This window comes from Mesorhizobium sp. M0145 (assembly GCF_040322355.1).
Taxonomy (GTDB): Bacteria; Pseudomonadota; Alphaproteobacteria; order Rhizobiales; family Rhizobiaceae; genus Mesorhizobium.
Map to the genome: position 1 here is coordinate 38,593 of NZ_JAMYTK010000012.1, position 19,058 is coordinate 57,650.

Consider the following 19,058-nt stretch of genomic DNA (forward strand, 5'->3'; position numbering starts at 1 on the left):
TCCTCGAATGCTGGCGCGACCGTAGCGCATGACCTCGAAAATCGGAATCGATTTTCGGACCGATCATTCCCGGTTGCTGCGTGTCTCTTTGCGCATGGACGCCATGCAGAATCGGCGATTTCAAAAAGCGTCAGCAGAGCTTACCCTCTTCACGTGGAGGAAAGAGTCCTATTGCCCTGCAAAGGAGACCGTCATGTCCACGATTTCACCTAGACGCGGATTTTTCAGAAACGCTGTGAAAGCGCTGATCGAAGCTCGCCAGCGCGAAGCGAGCCGGTATGTGAGCGGCGTTCTGCTTGGCTTTGACGACGAAACGCTGAAAGCTCACGGCTACGATCGCGAACAGCTGAAGAAAGCGGCGAACTCGCGCTAGGTCCGAGCTGATTCCGGCTTGCGTTGAAGGCGCTGCGCCTCAGCGCTTGAGGTGAATCGTCACCCAGCCCTCGCGGTGCAAGGTGCGGACGTGCCGGAATTTCTGGCCGACATAGGCCGCGATTACCGCATCGCGCTGGCGCTCGAGGATGCCCGACAAAACGATCGAGCCACCGAGCGCCATATGTCCGGCCATTTGCGGCGCCAGACGCATCAGCGGCCGCGCCAATATGTTGGCGACGATCAGGTCGAAGGGCGCACGCGCGGCAAAGATCGGATGATGAAAACCGGGCGCCGCCACCGTTTCAATGAGCCCCTTGACCTGGTTCAGTCGCGCATTGGCGGCGGCCACCTTGACGGCGACCGGGTCGATGTCGGTCGCCAGCACCGGTATATGCGCGAGCTTGGCCACCGCGATGGCGAGCACCGCGCTGCCGGTGCCAAGGTCGAGCGCGTTGCGCGGATGCTCGCGCTGTATGACCTGCTCCAGCATTTCGAGGCAGCCGGCGGTGGTGCCGTGATGGCCGGTACCGAAGGCAAGGCCGGCCTCGATCTCGATGGCGAGTTCGCCGCTGTGGCGCTTCCTGCGGTCATGCGCGCCATGGACGAAGAAGCGCCCGGCCCGAACCGGTTTCAATCCCTCCAGCGAGCGCGCCACCCAGTCGATGTCGGGCAGCGCTTCGCGCGCTATCGGTTTCGACAGCGACAGTCCGGCAAGGATGTCCCTAAGCCGCGCCTCGACCGCATCGACGTCGTCGTCGGCATAGAGCGATACTTCGTGGATGTCGCGGTCCTCGTCGACCTCGAGCACCGCAATCGGCAGGCCCTCATCGTCGAATGCCGCACCGAGCGCCGCAAAGATGCGGTCAGCCTCGATCTTGCCCGCGGTGAAATACAAACGCGTCTGCGTCATTACCGGATGTGTCAACCTTCCGCCGCCAGCCGTTTGAGCTTGGCGATGGCGGCATCCGGGCTTTCGCCATAGGCAATGGTGCCGGCGAAATCGCCCTTGGCGTTGAGCAGCAGCACCGAAGCAGTGTGGTCCATCGTGTAGTCGCCGTCGTTCGTGTCGACTTTCTTCCAGTAGATGCCGAAGGACTTGGCCATGGCGTGGACCTTGTCGGGATCGCCTGATATGCCGAGGATGCGATCGGAGAAATTGCTGACATAGGTGTTCATGATTTCGGGCGTATCGCGCTCCGGGTCGACCGTAACGAAATAGGCACGCAGGTTCTTGCCGTCGTCGCCCATCGTCTTCAGCCAGCCGGCCAACTCGAAAAGCGTGGTCGGGCAGACTTCCGGACAGTGCGTGAAGCCGAAGAAGACGACGCTGGGGTGGCCGCGAAAGGCGGCTTCGGTGACCGGCGCGCCCTTCTGGTCGACCAGCGTGAACGGTGCTCCGAACGGCTCGCCGCCATAATGTCCGCGGTACCAGTCGAAGGTGAGCCAGCCGATTCCGGCGGCCATCAGGACGAGAATACCGACCAGAATTGAACGCATCATCAGTGAAAGTCCGTCGTTATTCCATCGGGCGCCGGGTTGGCGCCGTGAAGACCCTGGCTTTGGCGAACACTCTTAGCGGTTCGGTCGCGCCGACGCAAAGATGTCGCGTTGCCGCAACCGGCAATCCTGTGGGAGGCGATCTGCTTGCAAAGCGCTGCCGTTCGTCCCACCTGAGGTCGGCAAAATTCGAACCGCAGGAGGCCTCTTTGCGAAAACTGATTGGCGGCGCGTTAGCCGCATGCCTTGTCATTGGCGCCGGCGCGGCCGCCGCCGAGGAAATCGGCAAGGTCGGCGTCGATTGGCTCGGCAACGATATCATCGTCGAGGCGATCAAGGATCCGAAGGTCGAGGGCGTGACCTGCCACGTCTCCTATTTCGACCGTGGCGTGATCGACCGCCTGCAGAAAGGCAACTGGTTCGAGGACCCGTCCGATTCTTCGATCTCCTGCCGCCAGACCGGGCCGATCACCATTGGCGACATCGACATGAGCGAGGCCGGCGAGGAGGTGTTCAAGCAAGGCATCAGCCTGATCTGGAAGAAGCAGGTGGTGAACCGCATCTACGACAAGGCCAACGAGACCCTGATCTACCTGTCGCATTCACGCCAGGTGCAGGACGGCTCGGCAAAAATGTCGGTCACGACCGTGCCGCTCTACGGCCAGAACGTGGTGTGGACCAGCGGCAAGCCGAAATAGAGACTTAAGGTGCTACAGGGTCCTCGGCGCGTCCAAACGGATGCGCGGCGCTGCACTCGGCTTGCGAGACTATCCGCGCGGGCGTAAAGCGCGCGCATGGACCGTCCCGAACACCTTGTCCTGAAAGATCCCGAGCCGCGCATCCATCCGACGGCGGAGCTGAAGGCGTGCAAGCTTGGACGCCACGCGTCGATCGGCGAGCGGGTCATCCTGCGCGAGGTGACGGTCGGCGACTTCTCCTACTTCGAGCGCCACGCCGAGGCGATCTATACGACGATCGGCAAATTCTGCTCGATCGCCGCCAACAGCCGCATCAATGCGCTGGAGCATCCGGTCGAGCGGCTGACGCAGCACAAAATCAGCTATCGGCCCAACGAGTACTTCCGCTGGCTGGGTGTCGATCAGGCATTCCGCGACCGGCGGCGGGCGAGAGCCGTCAGCATCGGCCATGATGTCTGGATCGGCCATGGCGCCGTGATCATGCCTGGCATAGTGATCGGCAACGGCGCGATCGTCGGTGCCAATGCGGTGGTGACGCGAGACCTGCCGGCCTATGCAATCGTCGCCGGCGTTCCGGCCAGGCCATTGCGGCAGCGCTTCAGCGCGGGAACTGCGGCCCGGATCGAACGTCTTGCCTGGTGGGACTGGCCGCTCGAGAAACTGGCCAGGGCAGTCCCCGACATGCAGGCCTTGCCCATCGAGGCTTTCCTCGACCGCTGGGAAAACGGCGCCGCCTGACTCGGGCGTATCTGCAAGCGGTCCGACGGCCTGCGCGATCTGCTCCTCCAACAATGTACCCGCGACCTTCCGCCACGAGGGAACCAGGAGCGGCTGCCAACTGTTTCTGCAGACACAATGAACTCGGCTTCCGTCCGGGTTCGTCGCCCGGCTGTTGAGGGAGTTTGAATGATTGAGAAGCTTTTCACCAGGATCGCCAACAACGTCGCCCATTTTGCCGGCCTGCCGCCGACGTTTGCCGTCTGTTTCCTGATCATCGTCGTCTGGGCGGCAAGCGGGCCGATGTTCGGCTTTTCGGACACCTGGCAGCTCGTCATCAACACCGGCACGACGGTCGTCACCTTCCTGATGGTGTTTCTCATCCAGAACACCCAGAACCGCGATGGCGCTGCGATCCAGGCGAAGCTCGACGAATTGATCCGGGTCAGCACAGCCCAGAACACCTTCATCGGTATCGAACACCTGACTGAGACCGAGGTCGAAGAGATCCGCAAGAAATGCGAACAGGCAGCGAAGCGGCATGATCAGAAGCTTGCCGAGTTGGCAGCCGAGAAAGCCATGGCGAAGAAGCGGAACACGAAGAAGCACGCGGCGGCGTGATATAAAGGTCCGGCGCATACCTGCGAAGATCGGATCCGATTCTTTGCTACGGTGATCTTCGGTTCGGGATCATGCGGTGCGTGTCATGAATGCCGCGAAAGCATCTTTGTAGTCCGGGTGCCAGCGCGACAGGGCAGGGCGGTTCTCGATGAGGTCGCCAATCGCCCAGGCCATGCGCTTTTCGTCCATGGACCGGGTCGCCTCGTTGTCGGGGCACAGGATGTAGAAATCGCCACGTAGTAGCGAGGCCAGCATGAAGTCGATGACCTGCTCGCCGGTCCAGGCGCCGGCCGGCTTTTCGGTCGCACCTTCGGTCAGGCCGGTAAAAGTGAACCCGGGGATAAGCAGATGCGCCGCGACACTGGCGCCCGGCTCGTTGCGCAGCGCGTGTGCAAGGCCCTCGGTATAGGTCTTCACGCCAGCCTTGGAGACGTTGTAGGCGAGGTTGCCGGGCGGCGTGGTAATGCCTTGCTTGGAGCCGGTGTTGACGATCAGGCCGGGCTTTCCCGCCGCCAGCATGCGTGGCGCGAACGCCTCTACGCCATGCACGACACCCCAGAAATTGATGTCCAGCAGTCGCTTCCAGGCGTCATGGTTCTCCCAGGGCTTGCCGGGGTTGTTGCCGACGCCGGCATTGTTCATCAGCAGCGACACGTCGCCGAAAGTGCCGGATGTCCTTTCGGCGAGGCGGTCGAGTTCGTCGGCTTTCGAAACGTCGGTGGCAATGGCAATCACGGCGCTGTCGCCGGCGATGGCGGCGACGGCGCGCCGGGCCTCATCGAGGCGTGCGCCGCCAATATCGACCAACACGATGTTCATGCCCATCGCCGCCAGCCGTTTGGCCGCGGCAAGGCCGATGCCGCTGGCCGCGCCGGTGATGACGGCGACATTGCCGGAGGCAAGTGCGGGCAGGGCGGTCTGGATCTCGGCGTCGGTGGTCATGATTTTCTCCTGTTCTGGCCGCGGCGAACTTAGCGCGGAAAGAGGCTCGCGCAAGCCGGTGCCGGCATCTTCGGGTTGACCGCATCGGCGGGCGCTGCGCATGCTGATATCGAAAAGGAGACCTGACGATTGACCGACTGGATCGAGATCCTGAAAGAACAGACCGCCACCGGCGACCAGATGAGCCGCGAGGTGCCACAAATGCTCGCCAATCCCGACATCAGCGAAGCGCAAGTTATGACGCTGTTTTCGGCGCTCGAAAAACAGGCCGAATTCGTCGAAAAGCTGCGCATGGCGCTGGAAAAATTCGGCCATGATTTTTCAGTGATCAAGGCGGCCGAGCGGCTGGAGGAGCGCTACGCCGACCTTGCCGCTTCGGTAGCGGAAAAGCTGAAAGCAATGCGAGGCTAGAGGGGGCCTATTTCTCGATCAGCCGCTCGAAGCGCCTGTCCGGCACGAACCAGATCATCGCCACCAGGACATAGATCGAGACACCGATCCAGTGATTGACGAAGGTCAGCGCGATGGCGGAAAGATAGAGGACCAGCGAGATCTTTCCCTTGAGGTCATTGCCCAACGCCCTGGCGAAGAGAGTCTCATTGCCGTGCAGTCGATGCAGGGCCATGGTGAGGATGTTAAAGCCGATGGCGCAGAGCGCCAGGTCGACGCCATAGACGGCAACCGGCACCGGCGCGAAATGGTTCTCACCCATGAAGGCTGTCGTCGCCGGCATCAGCGATAGCCAGAACAGCAGGTTGAGGTTCGCCCACAGCACGCGGCCGTCGACCCGCTGCACGGTATGGAACATGTTGTGCAAATTGTTCCAGTAGATGCCGACATTGATGAAGGACAGCACATAGCTGAGGAAGATCGGCCAGAGTGGTGCCAGCGCGGAAAAATCCTCGCCATGCGGCACCTTCAATTCCAGCACCATGATGGTGATGATGATGGCGACCACGCCATCGGTGAATGCCTCGACTCGTCCCTTGCCCATGAATCTCCCCTGACAATCCGCTGAAGTTAAAAGAGGATCTCGCTCAGCGCCATCGGCAAAGCTGCCAAACTTGTCAGGAGCAAGCCGGGGAGGGGGAACGGCTGACGCGAAAAAGGCGTTAGGATGTCAGATCCCGAACAGCAAAAGGTCGAAAAAATGACAGCTCACGCTCAAGTCATGACGCGCGATCACGAACTCGGCGGCCGCGCTGCAGCGGCCGCCGTGGCCGCCATGATTGCGGCTCTTTTCGCCGGCAGCACGGCGCTGACGCCGCTTTACATCATCTACAAGCAGCTCTTCGGCTTCTCGCAGATCACTTTGACGCTGGTCTACGCCGTCTATGTCATCGGCAATCTGGCAGCGCTTCTGATGTTAGGGCGTGTGTCCGATGTCATCGGGCGCCGTCCAATGGCATTGGCCGGGATGGCGGTGGCCGTCGTCAGCGCGGTGGTTTTCCTCTTCGCCGAAAATGTCGCCTGGCTCGATATCGCCCGAATTCTGAGCGGACTGGGAATCGGCGTTGGCGCGGGCACCGGCACCGCCTGGCTCGCCGAATTGCTCCCGACCGACGACAAGTCACAGGCGGCGACGATTGCCACCAGCACCAATTTTCTCGGCCTCGGCCTCGGTGCGCTGGGGGCCGGGTTGCTCGCCGAATACGCGCCCTGGCCGCTCAGGCTGACATTCGTCGTCTACCTGGCGATGCTCGCGACTGTAACCCTGCTGGTCTGGCGCACGCGGGAAACCGTTTCGCGGCCGGGGAAACTGGCTGACGTTTCGATGCGACCGCGGCTTTCCGTGCCCGATGACATCCGCGCAAGTTTCGTTGCGCCGGCGGTGACCGGCTTTGGCGCAATGGCGCTGGTCGGCTTTTATGCAGCACTCGCACCGAGCATTTTGGCGCAGCAACTGCAGGTAACCAACCATGCCGAAGCCGGCGCTCTGTTCTTTGAATTGGCAATCGTGACGGCCGCCACCATTGTAGCGACGGCACGTCTTTCGAGCCGAGCCGCGATGTTCGCGGCACTTGCGCTGATGATCCCAACCGTCGCACTGGTCGTTGCGGCGCAGGTCTTCGCCTCGATGGCCATAATGATTGCCGGGACCGCCTTGTGCGGCGGGGCGGCAGCGCTCGGCTATCGCGGCGGCTTGCAAGTGGTGAACGAGATCGCGCCGGCGGACCGGCGCGCCGAAGTCGTCTCGGCCTTCTTCATCTGCTGTTTTTGCGGCGCTGCCGGTCATCGGCATCGGCGTTCTGTCGACGGTGGCAGGTGCGACCGTGGCAAGCCTGGCCTTTGCCGGCATGATTGTCGTCTTTTCCCTGGTCGCTCTCGGGTTTGGCGCGAAATACGCGCGCTGAGCCGACCTTTCAGCCGTTCGGTGTCTCGGGCGAAAGATGCGCGCGCTGGCGCGGTACGCCGAGGCCGGTATCCGGCGGTTCGCCGGCAGCCGGCCGGCTCTCGATCATGTGCAGGCTGCGCCAGCGGCCGAAGCGGTAATAGGTCGCGGCCAGCACGAGCGAGGTTATAGAGCCAGCCGGAAAGCTCCACCACAGAGCTTCCTCGCCGATCACGCTTCGGAAGAAATAGGCGAAGCTGGTGCGCACCAGCAGCACCGAGATCACCAGGATGATCAGCGGCGGCATCACCGCGCCGGTGGCACGCACGGTGGCGAAGAGCACGATGGTGATGCCGAACAGGATGAAGGACCACGACGCGATCTTGTTGATGTGAGTGGCGATCTCGATTGCTGCACTGTCGCTGCCAAGGAAGAGGCTGAGCACCGCGCGATCGAATACGAACAGCAGCGCGACGAGCATGCCGGTGAGCACAAGGTTGAAGCCGACGCCGGAGGCGGCGATGCGTCCAATCCGGTCCCAGCGCCTGGCGCCGACATTTTGCGCCGCCATGGACGACACCGCGGCGCCGATGGCGAGCGCCGGCATCTGGATATAGGTCCAGAGCTGTGCGGCTATGCCGTAGGCAGCCGCGACCTGCGAGCCGTACGAGTTGACCATGCCCATCACCGTCAGCGCCGCGGCCGAAACGACGATCATCTGCAGGCCCATCGGCACGCCCTTGAAGACGACAATGCGCAGCAGCGCCGGGTCCGGCCGCAGCAGAACGAGATTGGCGCCGGCCAGCCGCAGCGGGTGCTTGCGCGCATAAAGCACGATCAGGATGGCAACCACGCTTACCGTCTGGCCGATCAGCGTCGACGCGGCCGAGCCGGCGATGCCGAGTTCGGGGAACGGGCCGATGCCGAGGATGAGCAACGGGTTCAAAACGACGTCGAGCACGACGGCCAGCGCCATGAACAGGAAAGGCGTGCGCGAATCGCCGGCGCCGCGCAGCACCGTCATGACGAAGGACAGCAGGTTCATCATCGGCACGGCGAGGAAGATGATGCGCAGATAGGAGCGCGCCAGCGGCAACGCATCGGCCGGCGTGCCGAGCGCATCGAGGATCGCATCGACCCAGATCCAGCCGCAGACCGCGAACACCACCGAGACGAGGAAGAAGAAGGTGGCGCTGGTGCCGACGATGCGCCGGGCTTCGGGCAGGTCACGAGCGCCGACGGATTGTGCGACCAGGATGGTCGCCGCCATGCCGATGCCGAAGACGGTGCCGAGGATGAGAAACAGCACGAGGTTGGCATTGGACGTGGCGGTCAGCGCCGCTTCACCGAGGAAACGGCCGACCCACACGGCATTTATCGAGCCGTTGAGCGACTGCAGCACATTGGAGCCGAGCACCGGCAGGGCAAACAGCAAAAGGGTGCGCGGGATAGGCCCACTGGTGAGGTCGCCGGTCTGCCGGCGCGGGGGCATGTTGTCGTCCATGGCAGGCAACTCGGCGAAGGCTTGTCTGAGTCCGCAATGATTGCCGATTTAGCGAGAGAGGTCGATGCGGCGCTGTAAATTCCGCCTGGCGTGCCTTGATCTAAGCATTTCTCAAACCTTTCGGAATCGTATATTGATCCCGCACGCGTGGGGCCGCATTTTCCTGGATCTCAGGGCAAGCCGGGGGGCTCATGTCCGATATTCCGTTGTTTTTTGAGCGCCTGAACCGGCGCGCCTTTCTTGGTGCATCCGCTCTGGGCGCGGCCTCCGTGGCTCTTTCGTCGTGCACCACGACGGACGTGGCGGCGCCGCCGGTGCCCGCGGCACCAAGCGATCCGGCCCTCGGCGATGCCGCAAGCATGTATGCCGCGCGCATCGACGAGGGCTATCAACTGCCGGCAATCCCGGTAGCCAAGGTCGATCCGAAATTCGTGCGTCAAATCGTGGCCGACCCGACTGGAGAAAAACCCGGCACGATCGTCGTCGATACTTCCGAGCACTTCCTCTATCTGGTGCGCGACGGCGGCAAGGCAATTCGCTATGGCGTCAGCCTCGGCAAGGCCGGTTTCGGATGGACCGGCAGCGCCGTGGTTCAGGCGAGGAAGAAGTGGCCGGTCTGGACGCCGCCGCCGGAAATGATCCAACGCCGGCCGGAACTGGCGAAATACAAGGACGGCATGCCGCCCGGCCCGCAGAGCCCGCTTGGTGCCCGCGCGCTGTATCTCTTCCGTGACGGCAAGGACACGATGTATAGGCTGCACGGCACGCCGGAGTGGGACTCCATTGGGAAGAACGCTTCCTCCGGCTGTGTGCGCTTCATGAATCAGGACATTATCGACCTCTACAGCCGCGTCGATGGCGTCGTGCCGGTCTTCGTGCGCCCGAACCTGTCGGCCGCCGGGAAGATCGCCGCCGTGTCAAACAGGACGGCCGAGCCGATCGATGCAGGCGTGCCAAGGGACGCGGAGATGTTGAGGTAAGTGCCTTCGACTGGATCGTCAGTCGCAGGTTTTGCGATGCTTAGGACACCGTCCTTGCGCGGGCGAGCCGCAACTGAAGGGGCACGACCGCTCAATCGCGCCAGCTCAGGCGGACGCGCTCGGCGCCTCCGCCTGTATGGGTGCCGCTACTTCTTGGCGAGGCCTGGGAGCGTGACCTGATAGACCAGGAACATGGTGTCGACATCGGCGCCATCCTCGGCCTTGTAGGCCGCGCCGACCTGGAAGCCGTCCTGCGTGAGGAAGTCATTGTCATTGGCGACGAACAGGAAATAGTCGTCGGGCAGCTTCGGATCGAGGACGCTCACCACCGACATCGCCTCCCATTTCTCCGAAAGGTTGTTGCGGTCGTTGGGCGCGCCATTGTGCAACCCGAAGCGGCCGAGCTCGCTCTTGTCGTTGATGTCGATGAACGGCGTCAGCTTGGCCGGCGTCACCGATGGATCGAGCTCACCCTTGGGCGCCAGCGGCTTGTCCTTGTCGAACTCTGTGCCGGCGATATCGGTTGCCGCCGACACATCGACGACGCTGATCTCGCGATGGAGCGAGGTGTCGCCCTTCAGCCCCTGGCCGTTGCCGCTGTCGCGCGCCAGCATCAGGAAGGTCTTGTCCGACAGCGCCACGATTTCACTCTGCGCGGCGATCTTGGTTTTGCCCTTGGCATCGGTGAACACCGGCAGCGGCACGACATATTCATGCGCGAGCTTGAGCTGGCCGGGATCCGAGGCATCGTAGACCAGCGCGCGCGTGTTCTGGCGCGTCGAGGCGGAATCGCCGCCATCTTGTCTGGGTGCCGACTGCAGCACGGCAATCAGGAACTTGCCGTCCGGCGTCAGCGCCATGCCTTCGAGGCCCTGGTTGTTCTGACGGCCGGTTTCGGGATCCTTCGGATCGGGGTCTGCCGCGCCAGGTCCCGGATTGTTGGAAGCAAAGTTTGGCGTCCCGTGACGCATCGGGACAAGCGCCGCCGGCGGCTGCGTTGCCGACATCAGACGCCCATCGGCGGAGAAGCGGTAGATGTTCGGACCGTATTCGTCCGAGATGAACATCGTGCCGTCGGGCAGCCGTGCGATCGCTTCGTTATCGAGCGCGAGCTTGCCGTTGGCTTCGGGCAGGATCGGCATGTCGTCGGTCGCGGCACGCACGCCGTTGAGCGGATCGAGCCCGGTTGCGTCGGCGCCCTTGTCGTCGGTCAAAAGCATGGTGTCGGCAAGCGTCGCCCTGAGGCCCGACTGTTCCTGGCCGGCGGCTGGCACTGCACCCGGCGCGATCGGGGCGAACTCGATGGCAATCGTGTTGAGGCGCGGCCGGTAGTCGGTAGTACCGACGACATTGTAGCCGCGATCCGGCAACAGCCACAACGAGCCCTTGTAGCCGTCGGCGCCATGCGTCCAGCCGGCAGCATCGATCGACATCCCTGAGCCGGAGCCAAACGTCTCGCCGAACTTGTCCTTCTGGCTGGCCGGGATGCGGCCGACACCGACCAAGCCTTTGTTGACGAAGCTGACGCCGCCGACGGTCGCGGCATTTTCTGCCAAGGCCGGAGTCAAGGCGGTGAACATCGCCAGCGCGACGGCGAGGGACGCGGTTCGGTGCAGGTTTTTCATGGAAATCCTCTTTGTGACAAAGCTGCCGGGGCCCGAAAAAGCGCCGCGTCGCATCGAGGATGCCGCGAAAGCCTTCGGAGAAGCGATCTAGGACGCGAACATGATACTTGCGTGACAGTGCCGGGCTTGCTTGTCCCTCGTGGTCGCAACTGGCCTGGGTATGGCGAATTCGTCGTCGCCGAGCGAGCAATTAACAACTTTACAAATAATAGTTCTAATGTAAAGTTATGACAATGAAAGGTCCCCGATGACAGCCTATCGTTTCGCCACCCGCCTCAATTCCTTTGCCTCGCGGCCACAGGCCGAGTGGCCCGATCTTGTCGGCAAACCGTCCATGCTGCAAATGGCGGCACGTGCGGCGAAGGTTGCGGAGTTGACCGATCTCGACCTCAACTTCCCCGACCATGTCGATGAAAAGCCTGCGGAAATAGCGCGCAAACTCGGCGATATCGGGCTTTCCATCAATGGTTTCGCCATGCGCTACTACTCCAACCCGGCCTTCAAGCTCGGCGCCTTCACCAACCCGGATCCTTCCGTTCGCCGCGAGGCCATCGACCTGACCAAGGCCGGGATCGACGCCGCGCGCGAGGCCGGCGCCAGCCTGATGACCTTGTGGCTCGGGCAGGATGGCTTCGACTATGCCTTCCAGGCGGACTACGCAGCGCTCTGGCAACACGAAATCGATGGCATTCGTGAAGTTGCGGCGCATGATCCGGGCTGCCAAATCAGCCTTGAATACAAACCCAACGAGCCGCGCTCCTACAGCCTGATGCCGGATGCGGCGACGACATTGCTGGCGATCCGCGAGATCGGCCTGCCCAATCTCGGCGTGACGCTCGATTTCGCCCATGTGCTCTATGCCGACGAGCAGCCGGCTTTCGCCGCCGCCCTCGTGGCACGCCACAGCAAGCTGCTCGGCGTGCACCTCAACGATGGCTACGCCAAGCGCGACGACGGCTTGATGGTCGGTGCCGTGCATACGCTGCAGACGATCGAGCTGCTCAGGCAGATCGGCCGCGACGGCTACGCCGGCGCCATCTACTTCGACACGTTTCCCGATATGACCGGGCTCGACCCGATCCACGAATGCGAAGTCAACATCGCGACTGTCAAGCGCATGCTGCGCGTCGTCGATCGGCTGGACGGGGACAACCGCATGTTAGCCGCCGTCGACCGTCAGGACGCGATCGCGTCGCAAGCCATTATCCAGGAAGCCATGCTCGGCCCGGACAGCTGAAGCTCCGGCGCCATCACCGTTTTCAACCAGGGAGGAAAGACCATGAAATTTCTGCTTGCCACCGCCACCGCTGCCCTGATGGCGCTGTCTATAGGCTCGTCGTTTTCCGCGGACCTCGCGCCGCTCAATTCCGACACCGAGAAGGATCGCATCGACTGGTCGCAGCTCGAGGCCAAGTTCGGGGCCTTCCCCAAGCTGCCCGAGGGCACCAAGGCGGGTGCGGTCTCCAAGACGCTGACCAACGAATACTGGCGCTCGCTGGGAGAGGGCTACAAGTCGTTCGGCGACCGCACCGGCGTGCCCGTGGTCTACCAGGCGGCGCAGAGCGAGGGCGACCAGCTCGGCCAGCTCACCATCGCCGAAGGCCTGGTCACGCAAGGCTACAACGTGCTGCTCGTTTCGCCGCAGACCGACTCCAACCTGCAGCCGATCATGGAACAGGCCAAGGCAGCCAATGTGCCGGTGGTCAACGTCAACGACGCGGTCATCCCGCAGGCTGAGCACTATGTCGGCAATGTCCAGCGCGACAACGGCGTGCGCGTCGCCAAATGGTTCATCAAGAACCGGCCGGATGGCGGCAAGGTCGCCATCGTCGAAGGCCAGGCCGGCGTCTACGCCGCCGTCCAGCGCACCGACGGCTTCAAGACCACCATCACCGAAGCCGGCAAGTTCGAGGTCGTGGCCAGCGTCCCCGGCAACTGGGATCGTCAGACCTCCTACGACGCGGCCACCAACATCCTGCAGCAGCACCCCGATCTGATCGGCTTCTATGCCAACAATGACGGCATGGCGCTGGGCATCGTCGAGGCGGTCAAGGCTGCCGGGCTGCAGGACAAGGTTGCGGTCTTCGGCACCGACGGCATCTCCGACGCCTATGCCTCGATCCGCGCCGGCGAGCTGACCGGCACCGTCGATTCGTTCCCGGTGCTGACCGGCGAGGTGGCGCTGGAATCGGCGCTGCGACTGGTGGCCGGGCAGAAGCTGCCGCGCGTCGTCGCCACGCCGCAGGCGCTGATCACCAAGGACAATGCCGACCGCTACTCTGGCGCCGGCGACGCCGTGCGCAAGGCGCTGCTCGAGGACGCGGCAGCGGGCCAGTAGAGCAGGGCCGGCAGGTGCCGGCCTTGGGTCGGCACCTTGCCTGGAGAACCGAAGCAATGTCAGTCATCTCCCGGCTGCAATTCGAGGGCATTTCCAAGGTGTTTCCGGCCGTGCGGGCGCTGAGCGATGTGTCCTTTTCGGTCGGCGCCGGCGAAATCCATGGGCTGCTCGGTGAAAACGGCGCCGGCAAATCGACGCTGCTGCGCATACTGTCAGGCGTCTACCGACCGACGGCGGGAAGCGTGCTGATCGATGGCAAGCCGGTGACGCTGAACAATCCGGTCGCCGCACGCGCCGCGGGCGTGGCGATGATCCATCAGGAATTACAGCAGGTGCCACGCCTCAGCGTCGCCCAGAACATGTTTCTCGGCCATCCGTTGACGCGCGGCGGCGTCTTCGTCGCACGGCGCGAGCAGGAAAGCCGCGCTGCGGAAGCCCTGGCCGCCATCGACCCGACCATCGATCCGGCAGCCCCGCTTGGCAGCCTGAAGGTGGCGCAGCGGCAGATCGTCGAGATCGCCCGGGCGCTGCTCGACCGCGCCAGGATCGTGGCGATGGACGAGCCGACGTCGAGCCTCACGCCGAGCGAGTTCGAACGGCTGGCGGAAGTCATTGCCGGTCTGGCACGCGACGGTGTCGCCGTCGTTTATGTCTCGCACAAGCTGGACGAGGTGTTCGGCATCTGCGAGCGCGCCACTGTTATGCGCGACGGCGTTGTGGTCGAAACCGTCGATCTCGCGCAGGTGTCGGAAAAGGCCGTCGTTTCGATGATGGTCGGCCGCGAGCTTGCCCAGGAACAACACCGCTCGCATGCTTCCCCCGAGATCAGGCTGAGCGTGCGTGGCCTCGCCTCGGCAACCAAGGTCCGTGACGTTTCGTTCGACCTGCATCGCGGCGAGGTGTTGGGCATTGCCGGCCTGGTCGGGTCCGGCCGCACCGAGCTGCTGCGGCTGCTGGCCGGCGCCGACCGGGCCTCATCAGGCACAATGGAGATCGACGGCAAGGCGATAAAACTTTCCAGTCCGCGCGACGCGATCGCGGCCGGCATCGGCCTGGTGCCCGAGGAGCGCAAGCGCGAAGGCATCGTGCCGTTGCGGTCGATCTCCAGCAACATGGCGCTGGCGTCGATGGGCGTGTTCGCGCCGCGCGGCCTCATCGACCATCGCCGGCTGAAGCGCGTGGCAGCCGAGAAGATGAAGCGAGTCAATCTCAGGCCGTTCCTGCTCGATCGGCCGATCCGCCTGTTCAGCGGCGGCAACCAGCAGAAAGCGATCATCGGCCGCTGGCTGGCGGCGGGAACGCGGATCCTTCTGTTCGACGAGCCGACGCGCGGCATCGATGTCGGCGCCAAGGCGGAGATCTACCACCTGATCGAGGAGCTCGCCGCCGAAGGCCATTCGGTTATCGTCGTTTCGTCCGAGTTGCCTGAGGTGATCCGGCTCGCCGACCGCGTGCTCGTCATGCGCGACGGCATGGTCGCCGCCGAACTGGGCCGCGCAAGTCTCAGCGAACACGCGATCGCCGCGCACGCCATACCCCAAACGGAGATTGAGGCCGGCAAGGCGCAAGGCCATCGGGCCGGTGCATAACGGACAGGACCAGCGGATGACCGATATAACCCAACACACAGCAGCGCGCCCAAGGGCAGATTTCCTGCACCGGTTTTCCGTGCGCGACGCCGGCACGCTGATCGGCCTGGTGGTGATCCTTGCCGTCTTCGGGGCGCTGGTCCCCGGCTTTTTTGCCGAGCGTAACCTGATCAACATCCTGCAGCAATCGAGCATCAATGCCTGCCTGGCGTTGGGCATGACGCTGGTCATCATCTCGGGCGGCATCGACCTGTCCGTCGGGCCGACGGCAGCCCTTTCGGCGGTCATCTCGGCCTCGATGCTGGTTGCCGGTGTGCCGTTTCCGCTGGCCATCGCCGCTGGCTTCGCCATCGGCCTTGCCTGCGGACTGCTCAACGGCGTGCTGGTCGCCTATGTCGGGCTGCAGCCCTTCATCGTCACGCTGGGAACGCTCAGCACCTACCGGGCGCTGGCGCTGATCTATACCGGCGGCAATCCGGTGCTCGGCCTGCCTGCCGGCTTCCGTGCCATCTTCAACGGCTCGCTGTTCGGATTGCCGTTGGCGGTCATCATCGTGGCGGTGGTCGCGCTGATTGCCTGGATCATCCTCAAGAAGACGCCGTTCGGCGAATATCTGCTCGCCGTCGGCGGCAATGAGGAGGCGGCCTACATAGCCGGCGTGCCGATCGCCCGCACCAAGATCGCCGCCTATATGATCTCGGGCCTGCTGGCAGCGCTTGCAGCGCAGATCCTGATCGGCCGGCTGGGTGCGGCCGAACCCATTCTGGGCAATCTCTGGGAGCTCGACGCCATAGCAGCGGCGGCGATCGGCGGCGCCTCGCTGATGGGCGGCAAGGGCAGCGTCGTCGGCACCATCCTGGGTGCCGTCATTCTTGGCAGCATGCGCAACGGCCTGACGCTGATGAACGTGCAGTCCTTCTATCAGCTCCTGGCAACTGGCCTTATAATCCTCGCCGCGATGCTTATCGATCGCGTGACGAGGGGACGTGGATGACCTTGACCGGGCTGGACCTGAAAGCAGTAGGACCGCGCATTCGCATGATGATGCCGCATCTGACGCCGCTCGAGGCGAAGGTGGTTGAAACGGTCTTCGGACGGCGCGGCTTCGACGAGACCATACCGCTCAAGCAGATCGCCGAGGAGGCCGGTGTCTCGGAGGCGATGGTGGTCAAGATCGCCAAGAAGCTGGGTTTTTCCGGCTATCGCGACTTTCGCACGGCGGTCTATGAATACAGCCGCCTGCCGACCGCCGAGATGCATCAGGAGCTGTCGGTGGACGACAGTTCGGCCGAGATCGTGCAGAAGGTGTTCCGCACCTCCATCCAGGCGCTGGAGGAGACGCTGGCCATCCTCGACATGGACGATTTCGACCGTGCCGCCGATCTGCTTTACCGCGCCAGGAATCGCGATTTCTACGGCGTCGGCGGCTCGGCGCAGATCGCACGCGACGTTTCGCACAAATTCCTGCGCATCGGCATCCGCACCTCTGTCTACGACGATTCGCACATGATGCTAATGTCCGCCTCGCTGCTCGGCGCCGACGACATCGCCGTCGGCTTTTCGCATTCCGGCAATACCAGCGCCGTCATCGACGCCATCCAGCTTGCGCGCAAAAGCGGCGCGCGCACGCTGGCCATCACCAACTATGACAACTCGCCATTGGCAGCCGTCGCCGACATCGTGCTCTGCTCGACCGCGCAAGGCTCGCCGTTGATGGGTGAGAACGCAGCGGCGCGCATTGCCCAGCTCAACATCCTCGACGCGCTGTTCGTGGCGGTCGCGCAACGCGACTACCAGGCGGCGGAGCGCAATCTCGGCCGCACCATGTCTGCGGTGACGTCGAAACGGAAAGATAAGGGCACATGACGGCTTCCCCGCCGCTGGTGACCGTATTCGGCAGTCTGCATTACGATATCATGGTCGAAGCCCCCGATCGCCCACGCAAGGGCGAAACGGTCACCGGCCATGCCTGGCATCCAAAATGCGGCGGCAAGGGCGGCAACCAGGCGGTGTCGGCAGCGCGGGCCGGCGTGCGTGCGGCAATGATCGGCGCTGTCGGCGACGATGATTTCGGCCGCGCGCTTCTCGACAATCTCGATCGCAACGGCGTCGACCAGCGCTTCGTGGGAGTGGCTGCGGGCGCCGGCTCGGGCATGAGCGTAGCGATCTTCGACGACAGCGGCGACTATGGCGCGGTAATCGTCTCGGGCAGCAATCTCACTCTCGGCGAAAAGGACATTACTGAGGCGGCCGAGCTGATCGCGCAAACGGCGGTTCTGCTGCTGCAAAACGAGGTACCGGAAGGCGCCAACATTGCCGCGGCGCGGGCGGTGAAGGCGCATTGCGGCTGCGTCGTCCTCAACGCGGCACCCGCGCGAAAGCTGTCAGCCGAACTGGTCGCACTCACCGATATCGTCATCGTCAATGCCATCGAGGCGGAATTCCTGGCCGGCGTTGCGGTCGTCGACACGCTCGAGGGGGCTGCGAAGGCGGCCGGTATGCTCGTCGGTTCCTATCCGGCCGCGATCGTCACGGCAGGCGGCGAGGGCGTTGCCTATCGCGACCGTGGCGGCCAGGCGTTCGCACTGCCTGCGATGCCGGTGAAGGTCATCAGCACCCACGGTGCCGGCGATGAATTCGTTGGGGCCTTCGCGGCTGGGCTTGCGCGTGGGCAGCCCGTCGAGGCGGCACTTGCCGCCGCCAATGCCGCCGCTGCCTCGCTGGTCGCAACGCCAGAGCGCGGGCGCGGGGGTCTTGATCAATCTGAGCCTGCTCAGTGACCGCCGCGATTCAATCGCTGTCGCGCGCGATCAGTTCCAGCGGCCAGACTTCACGGATGATGCGTGCGCCTTCGGCGCCGGCGTAAGCCGGGATCGATGCCAGCAGCATTTCGGCCAACCGCTCGCCCATCGGCTCAAGCGCCGGGCGGAAGCCGGTCAGCGCCGGCGAAAAATAGCGGCAGAGCGGCGTGTCGACGATGACGATCACCGCAACGTCGTGGCCGGGCCTGATGCCCGCCTCGGCCAGAGCCTTGCAGCCGCCAAGCGCCATCGCGTCGTTGTTGAAGATGATGGCCGTCGGCGGGTCCTTGGAGTGCATGACCTTCGGCGTCACCGCGTAGCCGCCGGCCTCGTTGATGAAGCCGTCGGCGATCAACTCGAGGTCGAATTCGATGCCGTGCCGCCGCAACGCCTTGCGATAGCCGGCGAGGAACAGATAGCCGAAATTGAGGTCGAGCGACGGGCGGATGGCGGCGATGCGGCGGTGACCGCGCGCGACGAGACGATCGACCGCGTCAGCCCCGGCTTTTTCGAAATCGAGGTCGAGCGAGGGATAGGAATCGCCGCCGGAGCGGCTGCGGCCGAGCGTCGCGAACGGGAAACCGGCCTGGGTCAGATAGTCGATGCGCTCGTCCTCGCGCCGCGTCCAGGCCAGCACCACGGCATCGGCCCGCCGCGTCTCGACGACACGGCGCAGGCGCTCCTGCTGATAGTCGCCCGGCGCGCCCATCACCACGATCAGGTCGAGTGCGCTTTCGGCGAGCTTGGCCTGCAACCCGGTCAGGAACGGAATGAAGAACGGCTCGCCATATTCCTGGTCGCCCGGATGAGGCTGCAGCATGAAGGCGATCGAATGGGTGGCGCCGCGCCGCAGGCTGCGGCCGGACTGGTTCGGCGAATAATTCAGCTTCTTGGCCGCATCGAGCACGCGCTGGCGTGTGTCGGCATTGACGTCGGCGCGGCCGTTGAGTGCGCGCGACACCGTGCCGATCGAAATGTTCAGGTGACGTGCAAGGTCGTGAATACTGGACGCCAAAGGACAGTTCTCCCCCTTGCTTGG

The 19,058-nt window shown here is 63.8% G+C and carries 19 protein-coding genes and 1 pseudogene; 13 read left to right on the plus strand and 7 right to left on the minus strand.

Annotated features, from left to right (window positions below):
• Positions 1–28 precede the first annotated feature (28 nt).
• On the plus strand, positions 29–373 hold the full coding sequence (locus tag NKJ28_RS18230) for a hypothetical protein (RefSeq protein WP_352636627.1): 345 nt from the start codon (positions 29–31) through the stop codon (positions 371–373).
• 39 nt (positions 374–412) lie between these two features.
• On the opposite strand, the gene NKJ28_RS18235 is transcribed toward NKJ28_RS18230, so the two are convergent.
• Entirely contained in the window at positions 413–1,285 is an 873-nt protein-coding gene (locus tag NKJ28_RS18235) for a 50S ribosomal protein L11 methyltransferase (protein WP_352636628.1), read from the minus strand.
• A gap of 11 nt (positions 1,286–1,296) precedes the next feature.
• Positions 1,297–1,875 carry an SCO family protein gene (locus NKJ28_RS18240; protein WP_352450110.1) on the minus strand — a complete coding sequence of 193 codons (579 nt, stop codon included), beginning with the start codon at positions 1,873–1,875 and terminating at the stop codon, positions 1,297–1,299.
• A gap of 206 nt (positions 1,876–2,081) precedes the next feature.
• Here NKJ28_RS18240 and NKJ28_RS18245 point away from each other — a divergent pair, with 206 nt between their 5' ends.
• From NKJ28_RS18245 to NKJ28_RS18255, 3 genes are all read left to right on the plus strand, one after another.
• Positions 2,082–2,570, plus strand: a complete 489-nt coding sequence (locus NKJ28_RS18245) for a CreA family protein (RefSeq protein WP_352636629.1) — start codon at positions 2,082–2,084, stop codon at positions 2,568–2,570.
• A 96-nt stretch (positions 2,571–2,666) separates the two neighbouring features.
• Positions 2,667–3,308 (plus strand): DapH/DapD/GlmU-related protein, encoded by a 642-nt coding sequence (locus NKJ28_RS18250; RefSeq protein ID WP_352589494.1) that lies wholly within the window; start codon positions 2,667–2,669, stop codon positions 3,306–3,308.
• Positions 3,309–3,476: 168 nt separating this feature from the next.
• Positions 3,477–3,908 (plus strand): low affinity iron permease family protein, encoded by a 432-nt coding sequence (locus NKJ28_RS18255; RefSeq protein ID WP_031211766.1) that lies wholly within the window; start codon positions 3,477–3,479, stop codon positions 3,906–3,908.
• 69 nt (positions 3,909–3,977) lie between these two features.
• Here NKJ28_RS18255 and NKJ28_RS18260 read toward each other — a convergent pair whose 3' ends face one another.
• Positions 3,978–4,850 (minus strand): SDR family NAD(P)-dependent oxidoreductase, encoded by an 873-nt coding sequence (locus NKJ28_RS18260; protein WP_352636630.1) that lies wholly within the window; start codon positions 4,848–4,850, stop codon positions 3,978–3,980.
• A 129-nt stretch (positions 4,851–4,979) separates the two neighbouring features.
• Between NKJ28_RS18260 and NKJ28_RS18265 the strand changes: the two genes are divergently transcribed.
• Complete coding sequence (locus NKJ28_RS18265; protein ID WP_023676741.1) at positions 4,980–5,261, plus strand: hypothetical protein; 282 nt, start codon at positions 4,980–4,982, stop codon at positions 5,259–5,261.
• 7 nt (positions 5,262–5,268) lie between these two features.
• Here NKJ28_RS18265 and NKJ28_RS18270 read toward each other — a convergent pair whose 3' ends face one another.
• Positions 5,269–5,844, minus strand: a complete 576-nt coding sequence (locus NKJ28_RS18270; protein WP_023676740.1) for a TMEM175 family protein — start codon at positions 5,842–5,844, stop codon at positions 5,269–5,271.
• 231 nt (positions 5,845–6,075) lie between these two features.
• Here NKJ28_RS18270 and NKJ28_RS18275 point away from each other — a divergent pair.
• A pseudogene (locus NKJ28_RS18275) lies at positions 6,076–7,017 on the plus strand (MFS transporter); the annotation flags it as partial.
• A 196-nt stretch (positions 7,018–7,213) separates the two neighbouring features.
• Here NKJ28_RS18275 and NKJ28_RS18280 read toward each other — a convergent pair.
• Positions 7,214–8,686, minus strand: coding sequence for an MATE family efflux transporter (locus NKJ28_RS18280; protein WP_352636631.1), 1,473 nt, complete (start codon positions 8,684–8,686; stop codon positions 7,214–7,216).
• A gap of 191 nt (positions 8,687–8,877) precedes the next feature.
• Here NKJ28_RS18280 and NKJ28_RS18285 point away from each other — a divergent pair, with 191 nt between their 5' ends.
• Entirely contained in the window at positions 8,878–9,666 is a 789-nt protein-coding gene (locus NKJ28_RS18285) for a L,D-transpeptidase (protein WP_023676737.1), read from the plus strand.
• A gap of 146 nt (positions 9,667–9,812) precedes the next feature.
• On the opposite strand, the gene NKJ28_RS18290 is transcribed toward NKJ28_RS18285, so the two are convergent.
• Entirely contained in the window at positions 9,813–11,291 is a 1,479-nt protein-coding gene (locus NKJ28_RS18290; RefSeq protein WP_352636632.1) for an esterase-like activity of phytase family protein, read from the minus strand.
• A gap of 247 nt (positions 11,292–11,538) precedes the next feature.
• Here NKJ28_RS18290 and NKJ28_RS18295 point away from each other — a divergent pair, with 247 nt between their 5' ends.
• The 6 genes from NKJ28_RS18295 to NKJ28_RS18320 are packed head-to-tail and all read left to right on the plus strand — an operon-like array spanning position 11,539 to position 17,998.
• Positions 11,539–12,528, plus strand: coding sequence for a TIM barrel protein (locus tag NKJ28_RS18295; protein WP_352636633.1), 990 nt, complete (start codon positions 11,539–11,541; stop codon positions 12,526–12,528).
• 42 nt (positions 12,529–12,570) lie between these two features.
• On the plus strand, positions 12,571–13,629 hold the full coding sequence (locus NKJ28_RS18300) for a sugar ABC transporter substrate-binding protein (RefSeq protein WP_352636634.1): 1,059 nt from the start codon (positions 12,571–12,573) through the stop codon (positions 13,627–13,629).
• A gap of 56 nt (positions 13,630–13,685) precedes the next feature.
• Positions 13,686–15,218 carry a sugar ABC transporter ATP-binding protein gene (locus NKJ28_RS18305; RefSeq protein ID WP_352636635.1) on the plus strand — a complete coding sequence of 511 codons (1,533 nt, stop codon included), beginning with the start codon at positions 13,686–13,688 and terminating at the stop codon, positions 15,216–15,218.
• Positions 15,219–15,234: 16 nt separating this feature from the next.
• Positions 15,235–16,212: an ABC transporter permease gene (locus NKJ28_RS18310; RefSeq protein WP_352456543.1), complete on the plus strand. Its 978-nt coding sequence runs from the start codon at positions 15,235–15,237 to the stop codon at positions 16,210–16,212.
• Positions 16,209–17,084, plus strand: a complete 876-nt coding sequence (locus tag NKJ28_RS18315) for a MurR/RpiR family transcriptional regulator (RefSeq protein WP_023676730.1) — start codon at positions 16,209–16,211, stop codon at positions 17,082–17,084. Before NKJ28_RS18310 ends, NKJ28_RS18315 begins: the two co-directional genes overlap by 4 nt.
• Positions 17,081–17,998: a ribokinase gene (locus tag NKJ28_RS18320; RefSeq protein WP_352570463.1), complete on the plus strand. Its 918-nt coding sequence runs from the start codon at positions 17,081–17,083 to the stop codon at positions 17,996–17,998. The genes NKJ28_RS18315 and NKJ28_RS18320 overlap by 4 nt, the downstream gene beginning before the upstream one ends.
• A gap of 10 nt (positions 17,999–18,008) precedes the next feature.
• On the opposite strand, the gene NKJ28_RS18325 is transcribed toward NKJ28_RS18320, so the two are convergent.
• Positions 18,009–19,034: a LacI family DNA-binding transcriptional regulator gene (locus NKJ28_RS18325; RefSeq protein WP_352570462.1), complete on the minus strand. Its 1,026-nt coding sequence runs from the start codon at positions 19,032–19,034 to the stop codon at positions 18,009–18,011.
• Positions 19,035–19,058 lie beyond the last annotated feature (24 nt).